Raw genomic sequence first — 20,054 nt, 5'->3', positions numbered from 1 at the left:
TCGAGACCTGGCGGGACGTGCAAGTCAAAAAACACTATTTGAAGCAATTTTCATGCCAGGGTATGAGATCCTTGGCCTGACTGACATCACAATCTGAATTCATGCCCAAGGTAGACGTCGCGGACATGCTGGTTGGCCAGGATGGATGGCGTATCGCCTTCTGCGATGATCTGACCGCTGCCCACGATGTAGGCGTTGTCACAGATATCCAGCGTTTCGCGTACGTTATGATCGGTGATCAGCACCCCAATGCCGCGCGCCTTCAGCTGGCGAATGATGCTTTTGATGTCACCGACCGAGATCGGGTCCACGCCGGCAAAGGGTTCATCCAGCAGGATGAAATCCGGCTCGGTGGCCAGCGCGCGGGCAATTTCGACGCGTCGACGTTCTCCGCCCGATAGTGCCATGCCCTGGTTATCCCTGATGTGCGTGACATTGAATTCCTGCAGGAGTTCTTCAAGCCTTGCCCGCCGGCCTGCCTTGTCAAGATCGCGTCGGGTTTCGAGAATCGCCATGATATTGTCGGCAACACTCAGCTTGCGAAAGATGGAGGCTTCCTGCGGGAGGTAACCAATGCCTTCGCGGGCCCGCTGGTGCATGGGCAGGCGGGACAGGTCACGGTCATCAATGATGATCGTGCCGGCATCTGCCTGCACCAGCCCTACAATCATGTAAAACGAGGTGGTCTTGCCGGCACCGTTTGGACCAAGCAGGCCGACAATCTCGCCCTGACGAATCGTGAGGCTGATGTCATGGACGACACGACGGCCCTTGAAGCTTTTGGCCAGGTGGGCCACTGACAGTGTTTTCATGGCGAATTACTGGCTCTGACTGTTTTGCGGGTTCAGTGTCATTTCCACGCGCTGGTCGCTGCTGTCCGAACTGCTTGGCTTGCCGCCTCGCGCATTGACCTGACGGCGATCGAGGAAGTACTCGACGTAGGCGCCATTGAAGGTGTCCGGACTCTGGATCAGTTTGGCATTGCCTATCAATTCCACGCGACGGGTGTCGGCGTGATAAATGACCTTGTCACCCCATCCCTGCACCTTGCTGTCCTGCGGATTGGGTTTCTGTTCCAGGTAGGCGCGCTCACCCTGACCGATGGCGGTAACCCGGGAGACATTGCCATTGTTGCCACGCTGTATGTCAACGCGGTTGGCCTTGAGCAGCATGGTACCCTGCGTCATGTCGACGTTGCCGGTATACACCGCCGTGCCGGCCTTGTCGTCAAGGTTCAGCTTGTCGGCACTGATGTGGATGGGCTTGCTGGCGTCAGAGGGGAGAGCCAGCGCCTGGTGAGCCAGTAGCGCCAGGGTCAGGCCACCGGCCAGCCGAAGGGGAGTGCGCAATATCATGAATAGTCCTTGTCAGTAATGCTGTTACCGGGAGGGCGGGTAATTGCCCTTGACGTCGCCTTCCAGTACGGCCCTGTCCTGATCAATCCAGGCGTCAAACCGGTTCGATGTCGTGGTCTGGTTTTCCTGGGTAAACGTTGAGGTTACATCGCTCCAGGCGTGCTGGTCCTGCTGTGTGTAGTGCAGGGTGTCGGTGGAAAGCGTCCAGTCATTGTCAGGCTGTCGCAGGCGTGCATGACCGGAGAGGGTGATGTGCTCACCGTTTCCTTCCACCTGGCCGGTATCACCGCGGCCGTGCCAGACGTCGCCACCGGAGGCTGTCCAGGTCAGTTCCGGCGTTTCTGCATGCGTCATGTCATCATTCGGCGTGTGAGTTATCCGTGGCGAGGCCAGGGTCTGGTAGATTTCCCCCTGATCATTATAGCGAGTATAGGTAGCCCCTTCTGCATAGTAGTCGGGGGCTTCCTGCTGGCTGCCGAGCGAGGTGTCGGTGTCGTTTGCCCGGTCGCGCTGTTCGATCCAGGCCATGACGCCGCCGGCAATCAGCAGGATCAGGATAAACCAGAGCCGTGGGGAGATCCGTGAGAGCAGGGAGCGCATGATTATTCCCCCATGTACTGGCTGGAGGTCGTGCCGGGTGGTATTGAGGCGGCGTCCTCCACGTGATAATGGGTCAGTACCTCGTTCCAGCGTCCCTGGGCGTTGATGATGAATTCGCAGAGCTCCCTGACAGCTCCCTGGCCACCGCGTCGGGTGGTTACCATATCCGCTGCCTGCTGGATGTAGTCCGGTGCATTGGGCACGCTTGCGCCCAGGCCTGCACGATGGATGGCTTCCAGGTCCGGCAGGTCATCACCGCAGTACCCTGTCTCTGTAATGTCGATGCCCAATTGGCGAGTCAACTCCTGCAGGGCAGCCCACTTGTCGTCCCGGCCCATGATCAGATGATCGATGCCCAGCTCGTTGCAGCGCCGCTCAACCATGGGCGAGCGACGGCCGGTAATGATGGCCACCTGAATACCGAGTCGCTGCAGGGCCTTGATCCCCACGCCGTCATGAACGTGAAACGCCTTGATTTCCTGGTGATCACTTGTATAGAGGAGCCTGCCGTCGCTGAGTACACCATCCACATCCAGTGCCAGAAGACGAAGCCTGGCCGCCTTGCTGCAGGCGGGTGTATCGAGCCAATGTGACATATCAATTCCGTATACCGTGCCGTGCCCGATGGGCACAGCGTGAAATAAGCGCGCGGCGTCCTTCCTTCTAGACAACACCATGGGTCAGGAGGTCGTGCATATGCAATACGCCCACGGGACGATGAGCCTCATCCACAACGGCCAACGCGGTGATGCGGCAGGTTTCCATCAGATTGAGTGCCCGCGCGGCCAGCAGATCAGGCGAGGTCGTGTGTCCTCCCCGGGTCATGACATCGTCGATGCTCAGGGCACGAAGGTTGTCATGATGATCAATGGTGCGTCGCAGGTCGCCATCAGTATAGACCCCGCACAATGTGCCATGTTCATCCACGACACAGGTAAATCCCAGCCCCTTTCTGGAAATCTCTTCCAGCGCATCACTCAGGCTGGCACCCAGCGTGACGCTTGGAAGCCGTTCTCCCTGATGCATGACGTCGCTGACCTTGAGCAGCAGCCGCTTGCCCAGACTGCCACCCGGGTGGGAGAGGGCGAAATCCTCGACACTGAATCCCCGAGCCTCCAGCAGTGCAATGGCCAACGCATCTCCCATCGCCAGTGCGGCAGTGGTTGATGAGGTGGGCGCCAGATTGAGCGGACACGCTTCCTTTTCGATGCTGATGGTCAGGTGGATATCTGCGTGGCGGGCCAGCGAGGAATCGTTTCTGCCTGTCATGGCGATCATGGTCAGGCCCCGTCGCTTCAGTACCGGCAGCAACGCCGTTACTTCGGCCGTTTCGCCTGAATTGGATAGTGCCAGTAGCAGATCGCTGGCGGTCAGCATTCCCAGATCGCCATGGCTGGCTTCACCCGGGTGCATGAAAAAGGCCGGCGTGCCGGTACTGGCAAGTGTGGCTGCAATCTTGTGCGCGACATGACCTGACTTGCCCATGCCGGTGACGACGATTCGGCCCTTGCACTCAAGCATCAGCGCACAGGCTGAAGCAAAGTGATGATCCAGGGTGTCGATGAGTCCGTTGATGGCGTCCCGTTCAGTAGCCAGCGTGCGCCGGCCACTGTCTATAAAGGGTAAAGCATCGGTATCTGACATGAAAAATCCAGCGGCATGGTACGAGAAGTGGCCTCATCAGGCCGAGTAAACCAGGGCACTTATTAAACGGGTGCGGCCCCCGTTGTGCAACCATTGCACGTTTTTAGCATATGAGGTCAACAGTGTGTGCGTGGCTGGTGCACTGTCAGGCTGTCAGTCCGACCCGCTTTCGGCCTTCTTGCGTCGCCGCGCAATCCCGGTTTAATCAGGTATCGTTGATGTATCATGTTGCCGAGCCCGTCTGGTACTGATGCCGTATGTGCCTGCGGGATGGAGGTGACTGCTTTCTCTTCCCGGGTTGCTACTATCCTTTGTCTTTTACGCGGTGCAGGCCTTGATGATGTCTTCAGGCTGGCAGCCATCGCAGGCTATTGGATGTTGCAACGGATGCACTCTCGGTGAAGAGGTGAAGACCGTGACAGGGGGCAGCGTATTTCATCGTTGTGCCAGGGCGTGTACGGGAACCGGCCGGTATGACTTGGGGAGTATGAAAATGAGATTTGTTGAACCACTTTATCAGCAGGCTCGAAGCATGTGGCTTGGTTTCATTGATATGCTTCCCCTGCTGGTGGTCGCGCTGGTTGCCCTTTTGATTACCTGGTGCGTGTCAGCCATTCTGACTGTTGTTATCCGAGGGTCCTTGAAGAATGCCAGAATTCGTCGCTCACTACGTGACCTGTTTATCAGCCTGAGCAAGGTGACGGTATGGATAATAGGGTCGCTGGTGGCGGTAACCATAATCTTTCCAAGCCTTACACCGGGCAAGATGCTGACTGCTCTCGGGCTGGGGTCGGTTGCAGTGGGGCTCGCCTTCAAGGATATCTTTGAAAACTTTTTTGCCGGTGTTCTTATCATGCTGCGCAAGCCGATGCGCATTAATGACTTCGTGGAATGCGAAGGCGTTAGCGGACGTGTTGAGCAGATTACGGTGCGGGAAACCTATCTTCGTAAAACCGATGGTCAGCTGGTGCTGCTCCCCAACAGCTTTCTTTTCAAGAATCCTGTCTATGTCGTGACGGATCTGGCTGTTCGCCGTTTCGATCTGGTAGTGGGTGTGGCCTACAGTGAAGATGTCGACAGGGCGCGTCAGGTAATTGCCAGCGCCCTTGAAAAGGTCGAGGGCATCGATCAGCAGCGCGGTATCGAAGTTTATGCGCGTGAGTTCAATTCATCATCGCTTGATTTTACCGTGCGGTGGTGGGCGGAGTCAGAGCCGATTCATATGCATAAAAGCAGAGACAGGGTAGTGACGGCTATCAAGTATGCGCTGGACGAGGCGGGCGTCGAGATTCCGTTCCCGTACCGAACGCTTACGTTCAAGGACCCACTGTCACTGACCAGTCAGCGGGATGACACGCCCTGGAGATGATGACCGTGGACACCTTTTTCATCAGGTGCTGACATGCTTTCAAAGGTAATAAGCGGTGGGCAGACAGGGGCCGATCGAGCGGCGCTCGATGCCGGTCTTGATGCAGGGTTCCCGATCGGAGGGAGTTGCCCGGTAGGGCGAGTGGCAGAGGACGGGCCGCTTGCCGACATATACCCCCTGACTGAGATAGGCGGAGGCTACCGACAGCGCACGAAGCACAATGTCATCGATGCAGATGGAACTGTTGTTTTCTATGCCTCGTACGTACGTGGTGGCACGGAAGCAACGGTTTTATTCTGCATTCGTCAGGGCAGGCCATACAAACTGATCGATATACATTTGATCATGCCTGATCAGGCTGCAGCGCTGTTGATCGATTTCATCAATGACTTCAATGTGGAAGTATTGAATGTGGCTGGTCCGGGTGCAGGTAACTGTCCGGAAATGTATGCCCATGTGAAGCAGACAATGAGCCTTTTCATTCGGCAGGCCACCGGATGATGATGGCGCGCATATCCGCAATGACCGCGAGCGTTCCAGCCGGTGCCTACCTGCCTGGACCAGGGCAGGCATAAGCTACCGTAATGCTCGGTGTGTCGTAGGGGCTGGCCCTGTAGTGCAGGGTTAGGATACGATGTTCGATAATTATCCTTTGTAATAGTGGGAGTCCATGAACGACTCGAATCTGGTAGAGGTGGCTGACCTGAGCTTTTCGCGAAGCGGTCGCCAAATCTTTTCCGGGGTCAATTTGTCGATCCCGCGTGGGAAGATCACCGCCATCATGGGCCCAAGCGGTACGGGCAAGACCACGCTGCTGAAGCTGATGGGCGGACAGCTGACGCCGGACGCAGGTACGGTACATATTGCCGAGCGCAATGTGCACCGATTGTCTCGCCCGGAGCTTTTTCGCATGCGCCGACGCATGGGAATGCTGTTTCAAAGCGGCGCGCTTTTCTCTGATCTGTCCGTCTTTGAAAACGTGGCCTTTCCCCTGCGTGTGCATACCGATCTTCCTGAATCCATGATCCGCGACCTGACCCTGATCAAGCTGCAGGCAGTAGGGTTGCGGGGTGCCAATCATCTGATGCCGTCGGAGCTTTCCGGCGGGATGACGCGACGGGTTGCACTGGCGCGTGCCATCGCGCTGGATCCGGATTTGATCATGTATGACGAGCCGTTTGTCGGCCAGGATCCAATTTCCATGGGAGTGCTGGTCAAGCTGATTCGTCAGTTGAATCAGGCGTTCGACATGACAGCGGTGGTGGTTTCTCATGACATCAAGGAAACACTGACCATTGCGGACTATGTGTACGTTATTTCCGATGGTCGTGTGATGGCCAAGGGCACACCAGACGAGCTTGCCACCGAGCAAGACCCGCGAGTCAGCCAGTTTGTTCATGGTGAACCTGACGGGCCGGTGCCGTTTCATTATCCGACCCACACCAGCTTTCGCAATGACATGCTCAAGGGCAGTGATACCGGTAAAAGGGGCAGGTCATGATGCATCAATTATCACGACTTGGCGGAGTGACGCTTAAAACGCTGGAATCGCTGGGTCGTTCGGTTATTTTCCTGGTGATGGGGTTACGTCTTCCCGTGCGTGGCGGGTTGAAGCTGCTGTTGGCGCAGATCCATTTCATCGGCGTGCTGTCCCTCCCGATTGTTGTTGTGTCCGGTACCTTTATCGGCATGGTGCTGGCACTGCAGGGGTATGTGGTGCTGGTCGGGTTCAGTGCCGAGGAGGCACTGGGGCAGATGGTGGCAATGTCGCTTCTGCGTGAACTGGCCCCTGTCGTGACAGCGCTGTTGTTTGCCGGGCGTGCCGGTTCGGCGCTCACGGCCGAGATTGGCCTGATGAAGGCGACCGAGCAGTTGACCAGCATGGAAATGATTGGTGTGGATCCGCTGAAACGCGTTATTGCTCCCAGGCTCTGGGCCGGGTTCATATCGCTGCCGGTATTGACGGTGTTTTTCAGTGTGGTCGGCATCCTTGGCGGCTACCTGGTGGGTGTGGACTGGCTGGGTGTGTATTCCGGTTCGTTCTGGAGCACCATGCAAAGCAGTGTCATGTTCACGGACGATATTCTCAACGGCATGTTGAAAAGTGTGGTGTTTGCTCTGGTGGTTACCTGGATTGCGGTCTTTCAGGGCTATGACCTCGAGCCGACGTCCGAAGGCATATCGCGGGCCACAACGCGCACCGTGGTCTATGGTTCTCTTGCAGTGCTGGGTCTGGACTTTATCCTTACTGCCTTGATGTTTGGAGATATTTAATGAAGCGCAGTAAATGGCTTGAATGTGGTGTGGGTGTGTTTGTCGTGGCGGGCTTTCTGGGGCTGGTATTTCTGGGGCTGCAGGTCAGCGGGCTGTCCCTGTCGCGGGCCAATGATACCTACACCCTGTATGCAAACTTCAGCAATATCGGCGGTTTGAAGGAGCGCTCTCGCGTGACCATGGCGGGCGTTACGGTAGGCCATGTCACCGATATCTCGCTTGACCCCAAGTGGTATGACGCCCGCGTGACTCTGGCGGTGGATGATGATCTGAAGGACAAGCTGTCCGAGGATACAACGGCGGCCATTCTGACTTCCGGGCTTCTTGGCGAGCAGTACATCGGTCTGACAATGGGCGGTTCGCCGGACATGCTGCAGGATGGTGGAACGATCAAGGATACCCAGCAGGCGCTGGTGCTGGAAGAACTTATCCAGCAACTGGTGTCGAACTTCAGCAAGAGTTGACGTGTAAAACGTATTTTCGGCATGTGCCGGACGACAAGGAGATCAGATAGATGCAACGGACAATACTGACTCGGATCATGACGTGGTGTGTGGTGTGCATGACGGCATTGATGGCCATGAATGCACAGGCCGCACAGGATAGCCCTGAAACCCTGATCCGCGACAATGCCAAGGCATTGATGAGCAAGCTTGAAGGACGTCAGCAGTATTATCGCCAGCACGAGGATGAGTTGAAGCAACTGGTTGACAGTACCGTCAGCCCGATCGTTGATTTCAACTATGTCGGTGCAAGCGTGATGGGCAAGTACTTCCGCGCAGCCACCCCGGAGCAGCGCTCGAAGTTTGCCGGTGTCTTCAAGAAGACCCTGCTTGATACCTATGCCAAGGGGCTGGTGACGTTCAATTACAAGACGCTTGAGGTGCCGGAAAATCAGGATACCCAGCGTTATGAAAACCAGGCCAACGTCGACATGAAAGTCGTGGCCGAAAGTGGCGAAGTCTATCCGGTGTCCTATACGCTCAAGCAGCGTAGCGGCGAATGGCGGGTCGTCAACGTGGTTGTAAACGGCATCAATCTGGGGCTGACTTTCCGCAATCAGTTCGATCAGGCCATGCGTGACAACAACCGGGATATCGATGCGGTTATTGCCGGCTGGGCCCCGGAAGTGGATCTCGAGAAGGGAGATCAGAAGGCCAATGGCTGAGTCGCTCTTTTCAAGGGATGGCATCGAGCTGACAGCCGGTGATGGCCGGCTGTGTATTGCCGGCGCGCCAGATTTTGATCATGCCGCTGACCTGCGCAATGAGGGTGTCGAATATCTGAAGACGCTCGAACAGGGTAGTCGGTTGACGCTGGACGCCGAAGGCGTGACCAATGCCAGCAGTGCGACCCTTTCAGTGCTGCTTGAGTGGCTGCGAACGGCCAATGCCGCGTCACTGGAAGTGGCGGGAGTAATGCTGTCGCCCACCCTGCGAGGGCTGGCAACCGTTACAGCGCTGGATGAGGTCTTTGACAGCGTATAACTCATACGTACTGATCATTGTTTCATCAGATGGCCCGGGTGCATCGCACTCGGGCCATCTTTTCATTTATGATATGCCCATTCATTAAACCAGTACGGGAGCAATCATGCAGCCACAGGAAGTCAAGGCGCTGTTGGAATCACGGATCGATGACTGTGACTTTCATATTCAGGGCGAAGGGTGCAATTTTCAGGTAGAAGCCGTTGGTGCTCCCTTTGAAGGATTGTCACGCCTCAAGAGTCAGCAGCTGATTTACGCCGCACTGGCTGATGAAATCGCCAGTGGCGCTCTCCATGCCATTACGATTCGAACCTATACCCCTCAGCAGTGGGAAGAGGCCGGCAAGGCCTGAACCCTGACGAAACAAGGGCGTTTTTTACGCATGGATAAATTGATTATCAATGGTGGCGTGCCGCTGGAGGGCGAAGTGTGGACCTCCGGAGCCAAGAACTCGGCCTTGCCGATTCTTGCCGCCACACTGTTGACCGCAGAACATATAACCATCGGTAACCTGCCACATCTGCAGGATATTACCACGACGCTTGAGCTCCTCGGGCGAATGGGCATTGAGCCTGTCATGGGCGAAAAGATGTCCATCCAGCTGGGTGGTCGTGTCCGCGACTGTCACGCGCCCTATGATCTGGTCAAGAAGATGCGCGCTTCCATTCTGGTGCTCGGTCCCTTGCTGGCTCATTACGGTGAAGCTGACGTATCACTGCCTGGTGGCTGTGCCATTGGTTCTCGGCCGGTTGACCTTCATATCCGTGGCCTGCAGGCCATGGGCGCAGATATTCGGGTCGAGAAGGGCTATATTCGTGCCCGTACCGATGGCCGGTTGAAAGGTGCCCATATCATCATGGATACCGTGACGGTGACCGGAACGGAAAACCTTTTGATGGCGGCGTCACTGGCAGATGGGCAAACCGTGCTCGAAAATGCTGCCCGAGAGCCGGAAGTGGTGGATCTGGCCGAGTGCCTGATTGCCATGGGAGCCCGAATCTCCGGTCATGGTACCAGTACCATCACGATTGAAGGTCAGCCGGCACTGCATGGCTGTCATTATGACGTCATGCCAGACCGTATCGAGACCGGCACCTTTCTGGTCGCGGCGGCGGCGTCACGCGGCCGGGTCAAGGTACGTGATACTCGGGCAGATATCCTCGAATCCGTACTGGCCAAGCTTGAAGAGGCCGGGGCAGTAATCGAGACCGGCGAAGGCTGGATTACCCTGGACATGCAGGGACGTCGGCCAAAGGCAGTGAATATTCGCACGGCGCCGTATCCTGCCTTTCCGACCGACATGCAGGCTCAGTTCGTGGCCCTGAATGCGGTGGCCGAAGGGGTCGGGCATGTGACTGAAACCATTTTTGAAAATCGGTTCATGCACGTGCAGGAACTGGTTCGCATGGGGGCGGATATTGCGCTGGAAGGCAATACCGCGATTGTCACCGGGGTAGAGTCTCTCTCCGGGGCGCCGGTCATGGCGACGGATCTCCGGGCTTCTGCCAGTCTGGTGATTGCAGCCATGCTGGCCGAAGGCGAAACCGTGGTTGACCGGATCTATCATATTGATCGCGGTTACGAATGCATTGAAGAAAAACTGCAATTACTGGGTGCACGTATTCGACGTGTGCCTCGCTGACACGACTGATGGGCGATGAAGTGATATCGCGATAGTGAGGTTATGAGCACACCGTTGACGATCGCGCTCTCCAAGGGGCGCATTCTGGAAGAAACCCTGCCACTGCTGGCCAGTGCAGGTATCGAGCCGGTCGAGGATATCAGTCGGAGCCGAAAGCTTCTGTTTGAAACTCATCACCCGGATGTGCGTCTGGTGGTGATTCGCGCGACAGATGTGCCGACCTACGTCCAGCTGGGCGCGGCGGATCTGGGTGTGGCAGGCAGGGATGTGCTTATGGAGCATGGTGGTGACGGTCTGTACGAGCCTCTCGATCTGGATATTGCACGCTGTCGGCTGATGACGGCGGGTGTTGTCGGCAATACGCCCAGCCGGGCGCGCCGGCGCGTCGCGACCAAGTTTGTCAATGTGGCGCGTCGTTACTACGCCTCTCAAGGAATCCAGGCGGAAGTCATCAAACTGTATGGCGCGATGGAGCTGGCGCCATTGATGAATCTGGCCGATGAAATCGTCGATATCGTGGATACCGGCAATACGCTGCGTGCCAATGGCATGGCGCCTCGTGAATTGATTGCCGACATCAGTACGCGTCTGGTAGTCAACAAGGCTTCAATGACCATGCAGCACGAACGCTTGAAGCCCTTGATCGACCGGTTGCGTGACGCCGTTCAGGCTCGTAGTGAAGCCCGGTTGCAGGAGGTGGAGTCATGAGTACGACACAGGCTGCCGTTCTGGCCCGCCTTGATGCCCGGGATGATGATTTTTCAATAGCACTTGATGCGCTGCTTGACTGGGAAGGCGTTTCCGATGCGGAGGTTCAGACCCGCGTCAGTGACATCATCCAGGCCGTGCGGCGTCAGGGTGATGCAGCGCTGGTCGAGCTGACCAACCGCTTTGACCGGGTAGATGTGGCGGACATGACGTCATTGACCCTTGATCAGGCGCGCCTGGCTCAGGCCTATGAGGCGATTGATCCGGCGCAGCGTAATGCGCTGGATCAGGCGGCAGAGCGCATCCGTAGCTATCACGAGCGGCAGAAGCCATCATCGTGGCAGTACGAGGAGGCCGACGGCACCATGCTCGGTCAGAAGGTAACGCCGCTTGACCGCGTCGGGGTATATGTCCCGGGTGGCAAGGCGGCCTATCCCTCCTCGGTATTGATGAATGTAGTGCCTGCCCATGTGGCTGGAGTGGCCGATATCATTATGGTGGTGCCGACTCCGGATGGTGTTATCAATGAGCTGGTGCTGGCGGCCGCCTTCGTGGCCGGCGTGCAGCAGGTGTTTACCATCGGGGGGGCTCAGGCGGTAGCTGCACTGGCCTACGGTACAGAAACGGTTCCGCGGGTCGACAAGATTGTCGGGCCGGGCAATATTTATGTAGCGACAGCCAAACGCGCAGTATTTGGTCAGGTCGGCATTGACATGATTGCCGGGCCTTCCGAAATACTGGTTGTATCCGATGGCAGTACCCCTGCGGACTGGCTTGCCATGGATCTGTTTTCCCAGGCAGAGCATGATGAAGATGCCCAGGCCATTCTGGTCAGCTGGGACGCCGCTCATCTGGATGAGGTTCAGGCCAGCATCGAGCGTCTGTTGCCGACCATGGAGCGAGAATCCATCATTCGCGCCTCACTGGCAGGTCGGGGAGCTCTGGTTCGGGTTGATGGTCCGGAGCAGGCCGTTGAATTGATCAATCGCATTGCGCCGGAGCACCTGGAGTTGTCGGTTGCCTCTCCGGAATCGTGGGTTGATCAGGTGCGGCATGCTGGTGCCATCTTCATGGGGTCCTACACGGCCGAGGTGCTGGGAGATTATTGTGCCGGGCCGAACCATGTCCTGCCTACCTCGGGTACCGCACGGTTTTCGTCGCCGCTGGGCGTATATGACTTCCAGAAACGGTCTTCCCTGATTCACTGCTCCGCCGAGGGGGCCGATCGGCTGGGCCGGATCGCTTCGGTGCTTGCGCGTGGCGAATCCCTGACAGCTCATGCCCGGGCTGCGGAAAATCGTTTGAACCCGGATGGTGACCGGTAATTCAGCCGTGATATTACCGCAATAAAAAAGCGACCTTCGGGTCGCTTTTTTATTGCCTGTTATCGATTCAGGAGCTGCTCTTGCCTTTTGGCAGCTCTGTCTTTTGAATCGCGGGCTGGTTGACGGGGCGTTCTGCTACCTTGATTGATACTTTCATTTCCTTGCCATCACGATAGAGGGTCAGGGGGATTCTGCGGCCCGGGTCGACGTTGGCGATATCCACAAGGGCTGCCTGGGCATCCAGCAGCGCCTTGCCATCTATCGACAGCAGGATATCCCCCTGCCTGACGCCAGCCTTGTCTGCGGGGCCGCCTGCGATCAGGCGTGACACGATAATGGCACGCGGGGCATGCAGATTGAACGAGTTGGCCAGTGCCGGGGATATTTCCTGTGCTTCGATACCCAGCCAGCCCCGTATGACACGACCCTGAGTGACCAGGTCATCCAGAATGCGCTGCGCCGCGTTGATCGGAATGGCAAAGCCGATGCCCTGCGAGCCGCCGGTGCGGGAAAAGATGGCTGTATTGATGCCGATGACTGCGCCATCTGTATTGATCAAGGCGCCGCCTGAATTCCCCGGATTGATGGCTGCATCGGTCTGAATGAAGTCCTCGTAGGCATTCAGGCCCAGGTGGTTGCGCCCCAGTGCGCTGACAATGCCCATGGTCACTGTCTGGCCAACGCCATAGGGATTACCGATGGCAAGAGCGATGTCTCCGACGCGTGTATCATGAGCGACCGCCAGAGTGGCAACCGGCAGGTCATTCATGTCGATCTTGAGTACGGCCAGATCCGTATCCGGGTCGGCTCCGATCAGGTGCGCGATGGTTTCACGGCCGTCGCGCAGCGCGACCTGAATTTCATCCGCACCCTGAATGACATGATTGTTGGTCAGTACATACCCCTGGTCGCTGACAATAACGCCTGAGCCCAGACTTGAAAGCATGCGCTGGCGCGCTGGCGTGCCCTTGCTGAAAAATCGCTCGATGATCGGTGTATCCATGGCACTGGCATCTGATTTTTCAACAATGCGTGACGAGTAGATATTGACGACCGAGGGCGCGGCGCGTTCGACGGCCGTGGAATAGCCACTGTGTCCGCTGGTACGTTCCAGGGGCGTGCCGGTCTGGGTGTCCGGCGCAGCCCGCTCGGAAGGCGGTGGGACGTCCGGGTCGGGCTCGGGCACGGTTGATGGCGATACGGTTGTTCTGGGTGCAGGGGAGGAAGTGCTTCCGGGCATATAGTTCAGAATTACCAGCGCAAGCAGGATGCCACTGATAATTGGCCAGAACAGTGCGGCAAGGTACTGACGCATTTAAATAGTGTTCCTTGTGTCGCAGGCTCGTCGGGCATTCGTCGGCCCGCTACAATGCAGCGAGTGTAACATCTTTGATTATCAGGAGGGATCATGGCCGAGCGTCAACAGGTGCTTGAAATGCTCGATGGCGTGCTGGAACCCTGGCGTTTTCGGGACTACACCATCAACGGGCTTCAGGTGGAAGGCGCCGAGCACATTGCGCGTGTCATGGGGGGAGTGACGGCCAGTGAGGCACTGATCGATGAAGCCATTGCCTGGCAGGCTGACACGCTGCTGGTGCATCATGGGTATTTCTGGAAAAACGAGCCCGCTCAGGTCACTGGCATGAAGAGGCGGCGTCTGGCCAAACTGCTGGCGCACGATATCAATGTGCTGGCTTATCACCTGCCTCTCGACGCACATCCCGAGCTCGGCAATAACATCCAGCTGGCTCATCAGCTGGGATGGACCATGGATCGGGTGCTGGATGGGCCTGTGGGGCAGGGGCTTTTATACGCGGGGCGTACTGCAGTACCGATGACTCATGAGGCACTGGCGGATGCAATGACACGGGAACTCGGGCGGGCGCCGCTGGTACTTGCCGGCCATGACCGACCGATTTCTCGTATTGCCTGGTGTACCGGCGGGGCGCAGGACATGATTCAGGAGGCGCTCGCTGCTGGTGTGGATGCCTTTGTCTCCGGAGAAGTGTCCGAGCGCACAACGCACATTGCTCGTGAAGAGGGCATCAGTTACTTCGCGGCGGGGCATCACGCGACCGAGCGAGGTGGCGTTCAGGCATTGGGGAGCTGGCTGGCAGAAAATGCGGGTATCGCGTTTCGATTTGCCGATATCGATAACCCGGTATGACAGGCAGGGTCAGCGCCAGGTGGCGCTGACGTGTACTGCAGCCCGCTTCAGTAGCGTGGAGGCTGGGGGTCTTCCTCAGCCGGCCCGCGGCGGATGCCGTAATTTTCCGACAGGGTGCCGCGTGCGCTTTCAGCATAATCCCGGGGGATGTGAAGCGAGGATTCCTCTTCACGTTCCGCTGTTTCGTCCTGTGGGCGCAGCCGACGCTTGACCTGCTCATCGCTGCACAGGCGTTCGGCATCTGCAGCAAACTGCTGTTGAAGCTCCTGGCCGGTACGTTGAAGCTGAGCCACCAGGTCAGCAGTCTGGCTGAAGTGGCCGTTGAGCGTCTCACGAACCTGATTCAGTTCGCGTTCGGTATCCTTCAGCTTCTGCTGTGCCTGCCGATTACGCCGTGCATTGGCATTCATCAGATGATATCCGAGTGCCCCGATCCCCATGCCGACCAACAGGCAGGCCAGTCCCAGAATCCAGTCGATGTTGCCTTCGTTCACACCATCTCTCCTTGCTGCCGAACATTGGTACACTGCTGTAAAGCGCACCACTTTATCGAGCCATTAAAGAGCTTAAGCACAATCCAGTCAAACGGGGATGCCACCCTGACGATCGGTTTGGCTATACTGAGTGGCCTTTATTCACTCCCAACGTTGATTGATACCCCTTCATGAGTTCAAAACCGACCCCATTGCAGAAGTACAAGCAGGACCTGGAGCGCGACGACTTTCAGTACGATGAGGCCCAGGAGCGTGCGGTCAAGCACCTTCAGCGTCTCTATGATGAGCTGATCGCTACGCCTGCGCCGACACCGCGTACCACGGAATCCGAAGGAAGTGGCCTCAAGGGAAGGATGGCCGGGCTGTTCGGGCGCAAGGCCGCCGTGCCTCAGGCCCCCGAGGTGCCCGGTATCAAGGGGCTTTACTTCTGGGGAGGGGTGGGTCGTGGAAAGACGTATCTTGTGGATACCTTTCACGACAGCCTGCCGTTCGAGCGCAAGATGCGGACCCATTTCCACCGCTTCATGCAGCGCGTTCATCGAGAGCTCGAGCAGCACAAGGGCGAAAAAAACCCTCTGACCCAAATTGCTGCCACCTTTGCCAGCGAAGCGCGGGTTATCTGTTTCGACGAGTTCTTTGTCAAGGACATTACCGATGCCATGATTCTGGCCAATCTGCTGGAGGCCTTGTTTGCACAGGGGGTCGTGCTGGTGGCGACGTCGAACATTGTGCCGAATGATCTCTACAAGGACGGCTTGCAACGTGCTCGTTTCATCCCGGCCATTGATCTGCTTAATCGCCACTGTGAGGTCGTCAACGTCGATTCAGGCGTTGATTACCGTTTGCGAACACTCGAGCAGGTGCAGATTTTTCACTCGCCGGATGACAGTGCTGCACAGAAGGCGCTTGAGGATAGCTTTTCCCGAATCGCCGGGGGCGAGGCAAGACGCAACCAGGCCATCGACATCAACCATCGTACGCTGACGGCGGAACGTCTTCATGAAGGTACAGTGTGGTTCACGTTTGCCGAGTTGTGTGATGGGCCGCGTAGCCAGAACGACTATATCGAACTGTCACGCGAGTATCACACGGTCTTCCTGTCTCATGTACCGGTCATGGATCGCGGGTCGGACAATCAGATGCGACGGTTCATCAATCTTGTCGATGAGTTCTACGACCGGGGGGTGAAGCTGTTGATGAGTGCCGAAGCTGTACCCGAAAGGCTTTATGAAGGTGGTGCACTGGCCTTTGAATTTGACCGTACCCTGTCCCGGCTTCAGGAAATGCAGTCCAGAGACTATCTGGCGCTTCCCCACAAGCCCTGATTTGGTATATAGGGCTTATCAGCGCGCATTGAGGTATGTATAATGCGCGCTCGCTCATAGTTACCCCGGCAGAATGTGAGGGTAACCAAGAAAAATAGGGATTGGTCAACGCCTTGCGGCCTGACCCGAAAGAGGTAATTTTTCATGAAGACGTTCAGCGCTAAACCGCAGTCCGTCCAGCGCGACTGGTATGTCGTCGACGCTACGGACAAGACTCTGGGCCGTCTTGCCACAGAAATCGCACGTCGTCTGCGAGGCAAGCACAAGCCGGAATATACTCCTCATGTCGATACTGGTGACTACATTGTCGTCATCAATGCCGAAAAGGTCCGTGTTACGGGCAACAAGGCAACCGACAAGAATTATTACCGCCACACCGGTTATCCCGGTGGTCTGCGCTCCATGACCTTCGAACAGATGATCGATCATGCGCCTCAGCGTGTTATCGAGTTCGCCGTCAAGGGCATGCTGCCCAAGGGTCCGCTTGGCCGCGTGATGCACTCCAAGCTCAAGGTTTATGCTGGTGCCGAGCATCCGCATGCTGCGCAGCAGCCCCAAGCTCTGAACATCTGAAGGAAGGTCTGATATGTCTCAACAATATTACGGTACAGGTCGCCGCAAGACATCTACCGCCCGCGTCTTCGTCAAGCCTGGTACAGGCAAGATCACGGTCAACAACCGTGAACTGAACGAATACTTCGGTCGTGTTACGGCGCAGATGGTTGTTCGTCAGCCGCTCGAGCTGACTGAAACCAATGGCCAGTTCGACATCAATGTCACTGTTCAGGGTGGTGGTGGTTCCTCACAGGCCGGCGCCATTCGTCACGGTATTACCCGTGCACTGCTTGATTACAACGAAGAATTCCGCAAGGCGCTTCGTGACGCGGGTTATGTTACGCGTGATGCACGTAAGGTTGAACGTAAGAAGGTCGGTCTGCGCAAGGCGCGTCGTCGTCCTCAGTTCTCCAAGCGTTAAGCAGTACTGTTGTACGGAAAGCGCCTGGGCCAATGGCCTGGGCGTTTTTGTGTCTTGCCGATGCAATCGGGGCGGGCATCGGTTCAACTCGCCCACGCAGGGCATCGCTCGTGGTATCATTGGGCTTGAATTGAAGCGAGGATTGTTACATGGGTGTCGTAGCCAAGCGCTCGTCGATGACGTTTTATACCGGCCATGATGATCATTACAGCCATCGTGTGCGTATTGTGTTGGCCGAAAAAGGGGTGTCCGTTGATATCCTGGAAGTATCCGAGACCAACCCGCCGGCAGAGCTTGCAGATCTGAATCCGTACAACAGCGTACCAACGCTACTGGACCGTGATCTGGTGCTTTATGAATCGCAGGTCATGATGGAGTATCTGGATGAGCGTTTCCCGCATCCGCCGCTGTTACCGGTATATCCGGTTGCGCGGGCGCAAACGCGTCTCTGGATGCACCGGATCGAGCGTGAATGGTGCCCGAAGGTGAAGCTGCTGCTTTCCGGTGAAGGTACCAAGAAGGAGCAGGAAGCCGCGCGCAAGGAGCTTCGTGAAAGCCTCGTCGGTGTCAGCCCGATCTTTGAAGATCTGCCGTATTTCATGAGCGAGGAATTCTCGCTGGCAGATTGCTGCATTGCGCCGATTCTCTGGCGTCTGCCAAGTCTTGGTATCGAGTTGCCCGAGCGTCAGGTCAAGCCGTTGATGGACTACATGGAGCGGCTCTTTGCGAGGGAGTCCTTCAAGGCTTCCCTGCTTGAAGCCGAGCGCGAAATCAGGGTCTAAATGGAAGGGAGGCGTGGCTGCTTCCCTGTTGCAGGAGGAAAACATGTCTTCCAGTAGTCGTCCTTATCTGGCACGCGCGCTCTATGAGTGGCTGCTTGATAACGAATTGACGCCGTATATGGTGGTGGATGCCGAGATGTACGGTGTCATTGTGCCGCGTCAGTTTGTCCAGAATGGACAAATTGTTCTTAATGCCGCGCCTGGTGCCGTGCGTGATCTGGTAATGGAAAATGCCATGATTGCCTTCAGTGCCCGATTCGGTGGTCAGCCGATGCGCATCGAGATTCCGATTGAAGCGCTGGTGGCCCTGTACGCACGTGAAAACGGCGTAGGTATGGTCTTTGGTCACGAGCCCGTGATTCCCGAGGGCGAGGAGGATGAGGGTGACGACAAGGCATCTTCTTCGGCCGGACCGTCCCTGCGTAGCGTTGAAGCGTCCGAGGAATCAGCATCTGATGCGGGCTCCGAAGATGGTGCTGGCGGAGATGATGACAAGGCGTCACGCCCTTCATCGAAGCGACCTTCGCTGCGAGTGATCAAATAGCACATGTGATCCACTGCATGTGTCGCACTAAAAAGGCAAGCCCTCGGGCTTGCCTTTTTTTATGGCCTTTCAAGACGTCGTCGAACGTACATCAGTCGATGTAGTGGAAGACCTTGACAACGCGTTTCACGCCATCGATCGGAGTAGCCGTTGCGGTAATGGTGTCTGCCTGGCGATGGCTGACATGTCCCATTAGATAAACGCTGCCGTTCTCGGTAATAACATGCACGCTGTCACCGTTGATGCGGTTATTCGTCCACAGCTTTGAGGTGATGCGCGTGGTAATCCAGCTGTCCTTGATGCGCTGCGTTCGTGACGTGTTTTCGCCCACGGTAAGTTCATTGCGTACGCCGCTGACGCCACGATGGCGTTTGGCGGCCTCGCCTGCCAGATCCTTCAGGTCCTGAGAGGGAACCTGTCCTGTCAGTAGTACATAGCCGTTATAGGCATCCACATTCACATGGCTTTCACCATAGCGGCTGTCGCCCTGCAGGTAGAGGTTCAGCAGGGCATGCTGCAATTGCTTGTCGCCCTGAATCTCGGTCTGAGTGCGTGTGGTGTAGTCATTGGGATTGGCGTTGGTGCTGAATACGCTGCAGCCGGTCAGCCCCAGAGAGGCGACCAGAAGAGCGGCGGTAAGGTATCCGGTTTTTTTCATGGCGTTGTTACTCGTTGCTGCCAAAAAGCTGGTGATCGATAAGGTCGCACAGGCAGTGGATGGCAAGCAAATGCACTTCCTGGATGCGTGCCGTGGAGGTGGCAGGTACGCGAATTTCGCAGTCTTCATGGCCGAGCAGGGAGGCCATGTTGCCACCATCCCGTCCGGTCAGGGCGACGACATTCATTTCACGATCATGTGCAGCTTGGATGGCCTGTATGATGTTGGCTGAATTACCGCTGGTCGAGATTGCCAGCAGGATGTCGCCGGGCTGGCCCAGCGCGCGAATCTGCTTGGAGAATACCTCGTTGTAGCTGTAATCGTTGGCAATCGAAGTAAGTGTTGAGGTGTCGGTCGTCAAGGCCAGTGCTGGAAGGCTGGGACGCTCGCGCTCAAAGCGATTCAGCAACTCGGACGAGAAGTGCTGACTGTCGCCGGCACTGCCGCCGTTGCCACAGGCCAGAATCTTGCCATCATTGATCAGCGTCTGAACCATCATGGCGCTGGCAGCTTCAATAAAGGGTGGAAGTACTTCGCTGGCATAGGTTTTGGCGTCAATGCTGGCATTGAAGTGGTCAAGAATGCGGGATTGAAGGTCCATGGCGGTCTCGGTCGCTTTCGGGTGACAGGGGTGTAAAAACCGGGTCTGATAACAAGGGTATTGCGGCGATGATGCCAGTCCAGCCCTGGCGATGCCAGTGTGG

The 20,054-nt window shown here is 56.9% G+C and carries 26 protein-coding genes; 17 read left to right on the top strand and 9 right to left on the bottom strand.

The genetic code is table 11. From position 1 onward, the window contains the following. Positions 1-86: 86 nt before the first annotated feature. From lptB to OQ287_RS05980, 5 genes are all read right to left on the bottom strand, one after another. Complete coding sequence (lptB, locus tag OQ287_RS06000) at positions 87-812, bottom strand: LPS export ABC transporter ATP-binding protein (RefSeq protein WP_250937681.1); 726 nt, start codon at positions 810-812, stop codon at positions 87-89. A 6-nt stretch (positions 813-818) separates the two neighbouring features. Beyond that, the gene (gene lptA / locus OQ287_RS05995; protein ID WP_250937675.1) at positions 819-1,355 is read right to left on the bottom strand and encodes a lipopolysaccharide transport periplasmic protein LptA; all 537 of its coding nucleotides are present in this window, start codon (positions 1,353-1,355) and stop codon (positions 819-821) included. 24 nt (positions 1,356-1,379) lie between these two features. Continuing rightward, complete coding sequence (gene lptC, locus OQ287_RS05990) at positions 1,380-1,955, bottom strand: LPS export ABC transporter periplasmic protein LptC (protein WP_250937672.1); 576 nt, start codon at positions 1,953-1,955, stop codon at positions 1,380-1,382. Positions 1,956-1,957: 2 nt separating this feature from the next. Further along, the gene (locus OQ287_RS05985; RefSeq protein ID WP_265895830.1) at positions 1,958-2,551 is read right to left on the bottom strand and encodes a KdsC family phosphatase; all 594 of its coding nucleotides are present in this window, start codon (positions 2,549-2,551) and stop codon (positions 1,958-1,960) included. A 67-nt stretch (positions 2,552-2,618) separates the two neighbouring features. Continuing rightward, on the bottom strand, positions 2,619-3,599 hold the full coding sequence (locus OQ287_RS05980) for a KpsF/GutQ family sugar-phosphate isomerase (RefSeq protein ID WP_250937670.1): 981 nt from the start codon (positions 3,597-3,599) through the stop codon (positions 2,619-2,621). Between the two features lie 493 nt (positions 3,600-4,092). On the opposite strand from OQ287_RS05980, the gene OQ287_RS05975 reads away from it, so the two are divergent. From OQ287_RS05975 to hisD, 11 genes are all read left to right on the top strand, one after another. After that, positions 4,093-4,968 carry a mechanosensitive ion channel family protein gene (locus tag OQ287_RS05975; RefSeq protein ID WP_265895829.1) on the top strand — a complete coding sequence of 292 codons (876 nt, stop codon included), beginning with the start codon at positions 4,093-4,095 and terminating at the stop codon, positions 4,966-4,968. Between the two features lie 33 nt (positions 4,969-5,001). Then, a complete protein-coding gene (locus tag OQ287_RS05970; RefSeq protein ID WP_265895828.1) occupies positions 5,002-5,469 on the top strand; it encodes a putative molybdenum carrier protein in 468 nt (155 codons plus the stop codon). A 169-nt stretch (positions 5,470-5,638) separates the two neighbouring features. Further along, positions 5,639-6,469, top strand: coding sequence for an ABC transporter ATP-binding protein (locus OQ287_RS05965; protein ID WP_250937667.1), 831 nt, complete (start codon positions 5,639-5,641; stop codon positions 6,467-6,469). Next, positions 6,466-7,242 (top strand): lipid asymmetry maintenance ABC transporter permease subunit MlaE, encoded by a 777-nt coding sequence (gene mlaE, locus OQ287_RS05960; protein ID WP_250937665.1) that lies wholly within the window; start codon positions 6,466-6,468, stop codon positions 7,240-7,242. The genes OQ287_RS05965 and mlaE overlap by 4 nt, the downstream gene beginning before the upstream one ends. Beyond that, on the top strand, positions 7,242-7,706 hold the full coding sequence (mlaD, locus tag OQ287_RS05955; protein WP_250937663.1) for an outer membrane lipid asymmetry maintenance protein MlaD: 465 nt from the start codon (positions 7,242-7,244) through the stop codon (positions 7,704-7,706). Before mlaE ends, mlaD begins: the two co-directional genes overlap by 1 nt. 50 nt (positions 7,707-7,756) lie before the next feature. Then, positions 7,757-8,410, top strand: coding sequence for an MlaC/ttg2D family ABC transporter substrate-binding protein (locus OQ287_RS05950; protein WP_265895827.1), 654 nt, complete (start codon positions 7,757-7,759; stop codon positions 8,408-8,410). Continuing rightward, positions 8,403-8,729, top strand: coding sequence for an STAS domain-containing protein (locus tag OQ287_RS05945; RefSeq protein ID WP_265895826.1), 327 nt, complete (start codon positions 8,403-8,405; stop codon positions 8,727-8,729). Before OQ287_RS05950 ends, OQ287_RS05945 begins: the two co-directional genes overlap by 8 nt. 106 nt (positions 8,730-8,835) lie before the next feature. Next, on the top strand, positions 8,836-9,081 hold the full coding sequence (locus OQ287_RS05940) for a BolA family protein (protein ID WP_250937652.1): 246 nt from the start codon (positions 8,836-8,838) through the stop codon (positions 9,079-9,081). A 30-nt stretch (positions 9,082-9,111) separates the two neighbouring features. Next, positions 9,112-10,371, top strand: a complete 1,260-nt coding sequence (gene murA / locus OQ287_RS05935) for a UDP-N-acetylglucosamine 1-carboxyvinyltransferase (protein WP_250937650.1) — start codon at positions 9,112-9,114, stop codon at positions 10,369-10,371. Between the two features lie 42 nt (positions 10,372-10,413). Further along, positions 10,414-11,079, top strand: coding sequence for an ATP phosphoribosyltransferase (gene hisG / locus OQ287_RS05930; protein WP_250937649.1), 666 nt, complete (start codon positions 10,414-10,416; stop codon positions 11,077-11,079). Continuing rightward, positions 11,076-12,404: a histidinol dehydrogenase gene (gene hisD, locus OQ287_RS05925; RefSeq protein ID WP_265895825.1), complete on the top strand. Its 1,329-nt coding sequence runs from the start codon at positions 11,076-11,078 to the stop codon at positions 12,402-12,404. Before hisG ends, hisD begins: the two co-directional genes overlap by 4 nt. A 67-nt stretch (positions 12,405-12,471) precedes the next feature. Here hisD and OQ287_RS05920 read toward each other — a convergent pair whose 3' ends face one another. Next, a complete protein-coding gene (locus OQ287_RS05920; RefSeq protein ID WP_250937646.1) occupies positions 12,472-13,719 on the bottom strand; it encodes a S1C family serine protease in 1,248 nt (415 codons plus the stop codon). A 93-nt stretch (positions 13,720-13,812) separates the two neighbouring features. On the opposite strand from OQ287_RS05920, the gene OQ287_RS05915 reads away from it, so the two are divergent. Continuing rightward, on the top strand, positions 13,813-14,571 hold the full coding sequence (locus OQ287_RS05915) for a Nif3-like dinuclear metal center hexameric protein (protein ID WP_265895824.1): 759 nt from the start codon (positions 13,813-13,815) through the stop codon (positions 14,569-14,571). Positions 14,572-14,618: 47 nt separating this feature from the next. Here the strand turns inward: OQ287_RS05915 and OQ287_RS05910 are convergent, their stop codons facing one another. Beyond that, positions 14,619-15,065 (bottom strand): YhcB family protein, encoded by a 447-nt coding sequence (locus OQ287_RS05910; RefSeq protein ID WP_265895823.1) that lies wholly within the window; start codon positions 15,063-15,065, stop codon positions 14,619-14,621. Positions 15,066-15,235: 170 nt separating this feature from the next. Between OQ287_RS05910 and zapE the strand changes: the two genes are divergently transcribed. The 5 genes from zapE to OQ287_RS05885 all read left to right on the top strand — a co-directional run bounded on the left by zapE (position 15,236) and on the right by OQ287_RS05885 (position 18,692). Beyond that, complete coding sequence (gene zapE, locus OQ287_RS05905; RefSeq protein ID WP_250937641.1) at positions 15,236-16,390, top strand: cell division protein ZapE; 1,155 nt, start codon at positions 15,236-15,238, stop codon at positions 16,388-16,390. Positions 16,391-16,534: 144 nt separating this feature from the next. Next, positions 16,535-16,963: a 50S ribosomal protein L13 gene (gene rplM / locus OQ287_RS05900; RefSeq protein WP_250937640.1), complete on the top strand. Its 429-nt coding sequence runs from the start codon at positions 16,535-16,537 to the stop codon at positions 16,961-16,963. A gap of 13 nt (positions 16,964-16,976) precedes the next feature. Continuing rightward, positions 16,977-17,366, top strand: coding sequence for a 30S ribosomal protein S9 (rpsI, locus tag OQ287_RS05895; RefSeq protein ID WP_250937638.1), 390 nt, complete (start codon positions 16,977-16,979; stop codon positions 17,364-17,366). Positions 17,367-17,515: 149 nt separating this feature from the next. Continuing rightward, positions 17,516-18,148 carry a glutathione S-transferase N-terminal domain-containing protein gene (locus OQ287_RS05890; protein WP_250937637.1) on the top strand — a complete coding sequence of 211 codons (633 nt, stop codon included), beginning with the start codon at positions 17,516-17,518 and terminating at the stop codon, positions 18,146-18,148. A 43-nt stretch (positions 18,149-18,191) separates the two neighbouring features. After that, positions 18,192-18,692 carry a ClpXP protease specificity-enhancing factor gene (locus OQ287_RS05885; RefSeq protein ID WP_265895822.1) on the top strand — a complete coding sequence of 167 codons (501 nt, stop codon included), beginning with the start codon at positions 18,192-18,194 and terminating at the stop codon, positions 18,690-18,692. Between the two features lie 91 nt (positions 18,693-18,783). Here the strand turns inward: OQ287_RS05885 and OQ287_RS05880 are convergent, their stop codons facing one another. Both OQ287_RS05880 and OQ287_RS05875 read right to left on the bottom strand, forming a co-directional pair. Next, the gene (locus OQ287_RS05880; RefSeq protein ID WP_265895821.1) at positions 18,784-19,350 is read right to left on the bottom strand and encodes a BON domain-containing protein; all 567 of its coding nucleotides are present in this window, start codon (positions 19,348-19,350) and stop codon (positions 18,784-18,786) included. 7 nt (positions 19,351-19,357) lie between these two features. Next, the gene (locus OQ287_RS05875) at positions 19,358-19,951 is read right to left on the bottom strand and encodes a phosphoheptose isomerase (RefSeq protein ID WP_250937631.1); all 594 of its coding nucleotides are present in this window, start codon (positions 19,949-19,951) and stop codon (positions 19,358-19,360) included. Positions 19,952-20,054: the final 103 nt, after the last annotated feature.

It is taken from the genome of Larsenimonas rhizosphaerae (genome assembly GCF_026240105.1).
GTDB lineage: Bacteria > Pseudomonadota > Gammaproteobacteria > Pseudomonadales > Halomonadaceae > Larsenimonas > Larsenimonas rhizosphaerae.
The sequence above is the reverse complement of the archived record's forward strand: the minus strand, read 5'-3'. Positions and strand labels throughout refer to the sequence as shown.

Bases quoted from the DNA above. Each gene is read 5' to 3' on its own strand.
- OQ287_RS05950 (WP_265895827.1), top strand. From the start codon at position 7,757: ATGCAACGGACAATACTGACTCGGATCATGACGTGGTGTGTGGTGTGC.
- OQ287_RS05885 (WP_265895822.1), top strand. From the start codon at position 18,192: ATGTCTTCCAGTAGTCGTCCTTATCTGGCACGCGCGCTCTATGAGTGG.
- lptC (WP_250937672.1), bottom strand. From the start codon at position 1,955: ATGCGCTCCCTGCTCTCACGGATCTCCCCACGGCTCTGGTTTATCCTG.
- OQ287_RS05965 (WP_250937667.1), top strand. From the start codon at position 5,639: ATGAACGACTCGAATCTGGTAGAGGTGGCTGACCTGAGCTTTTCGCGA.
- OQ287_RS05975 (WP_265895829.1), top strand. From the start codon at position 4,093: ATGAGATTTGTTGAACCACTTTATCAGCAGGCTCGAAGCATGTGGCTT.
- rpsI (WP_250937638.1), top strand. From the start codon at position 16,977: ATGTCTCAACAATATTACGGTACAGGTCGCCGCAAGACATCTACCGCC.
- hisD (WP_265895825.1), top strand. From the start codon at position 11,076: ATGAGTACGACACAGGCTGCCGTTCTGGCCCGCCTTGATGCCCGGGAT.
- OQ287_RS05890 (WP_250937637.1), top strand. From the start codon at position 17,516: ATGGGTGTCGTAGCCAAGCGCTCGTCGATGACGTTTTATACCGGCCAT.
- OQ287_RS05875 (WP_250937631.1), bottom strand. From the start codon at position 19,951: ATGGACCTTCAATCCCGCATTCTTGACCACTTCAATGCCAGCATTGAC.
- OQ287_RS05915 (WP_265895824.1), top strand. From the start codon at position 13,813: ATGGCCGAGCGTCAACAGGTGCTTGAAATGCTCGATGGCGTGCTGGAA.
- zapE (WP_250937641.1), top strand. From the start codon at position 15,236: ATGAGTTCAAAACCGACCCCATTGCAGAAGTACAAGCAGGACCTGGAG.
- mlaD (WP_250937663.1), top strand. From the start codon at position 7,242: ATGAAGCGCAGTAAATGGCTTGAATGTGGTGTGGGTGTGTTTGTCGTG.
- OQ287_RS05980 (WP_250937670.1), bottom strand. From the start codon at position 3,599: ATGTCAGATACCGATGCTTTACCCTTTATAGACAGTGGCCGGCGCACG.
- OQ287_RS05945 (WP_265895826.1), top strand. From the start codon at position 8,403: ATGGCTGAGTCGCTCTTTTCAAGGGATGGCATCGAGCTGACAGCCGGT.
- lptB (WP_250937681.1), bottom strand. From the start codon at position 812: ATGAAAACACTGTCAGTGGCCCACCTGGCCAAAAGCTTCAAGGGCCGT.
- rplM (WP_250937640.1), top strand. From the start codon at position 16,535: ATGAAGACGTTCAGCGCTAAACCGCAGTCCGTCCAGCGCGACTGGTAT.
- murA (WP_250937650.1), top strand. From the start codon at position 9,112: ATGGATAAATTGATTATCAATGGTGGCGTGCCGCTGGAGGGCGAAGTG.
- OQ287_RS05940 (WP_250937652.1), top strand. From the start codon at position 8,836: ATGCAGCCACAGGAAGTCAAGGCGCTGTTGGAATCACGGATCGATGAC.
- hisG (WP_250937649.1), top strand. From the start codon at position 10,414: ATGAGCACACCGTTGACGATCGCGCTCTCCAAGGGGCGCATTCTGGAA.
- OQ287_RS05970 (WP_265895828.1), top strand. From the start codon at position 5,002: ATGCTTTCAAAGGTAATAAGCGGTGGGCAGACAGGGGCCGATCGAGCG.
- OQ287_RS05880 (WP_265895821.1), bottom strand. From the start codon at position 19,350: ATGAAAAAAACCGGATACCTTACCGCCGCTCTTCTGGTCGCCTCTCTG.
- mlaE (WP_250937665.1), top strand. From the start codon at position 6,466: ATGATGCATCAATTATCACGACTTGGCGGAGTGACGCTTAAAACGCTG.
- lptA (WP_250937675.1), bottom strand. From the start codon at position 1,355: ATGATATTGCGCACTCCCCTTCGGCTGGCCGGTGGCCTGACCCTGGCG.
- OQ287_RS05985 (WP_265895830.1), bottom strand. From the start codon at position 2,551: ATGTCACATTGGCTCGATACACCCGCCTGCAGCAAGGCGGCCAGGCTT.
- OQ287_RS05920 (WP_250937646.1), bottom strand. From the start codon at position 13,719: ATGCGTCAGTACCTTGCCGCACTGTTCTGGCCAATTATCAGTGGCATC.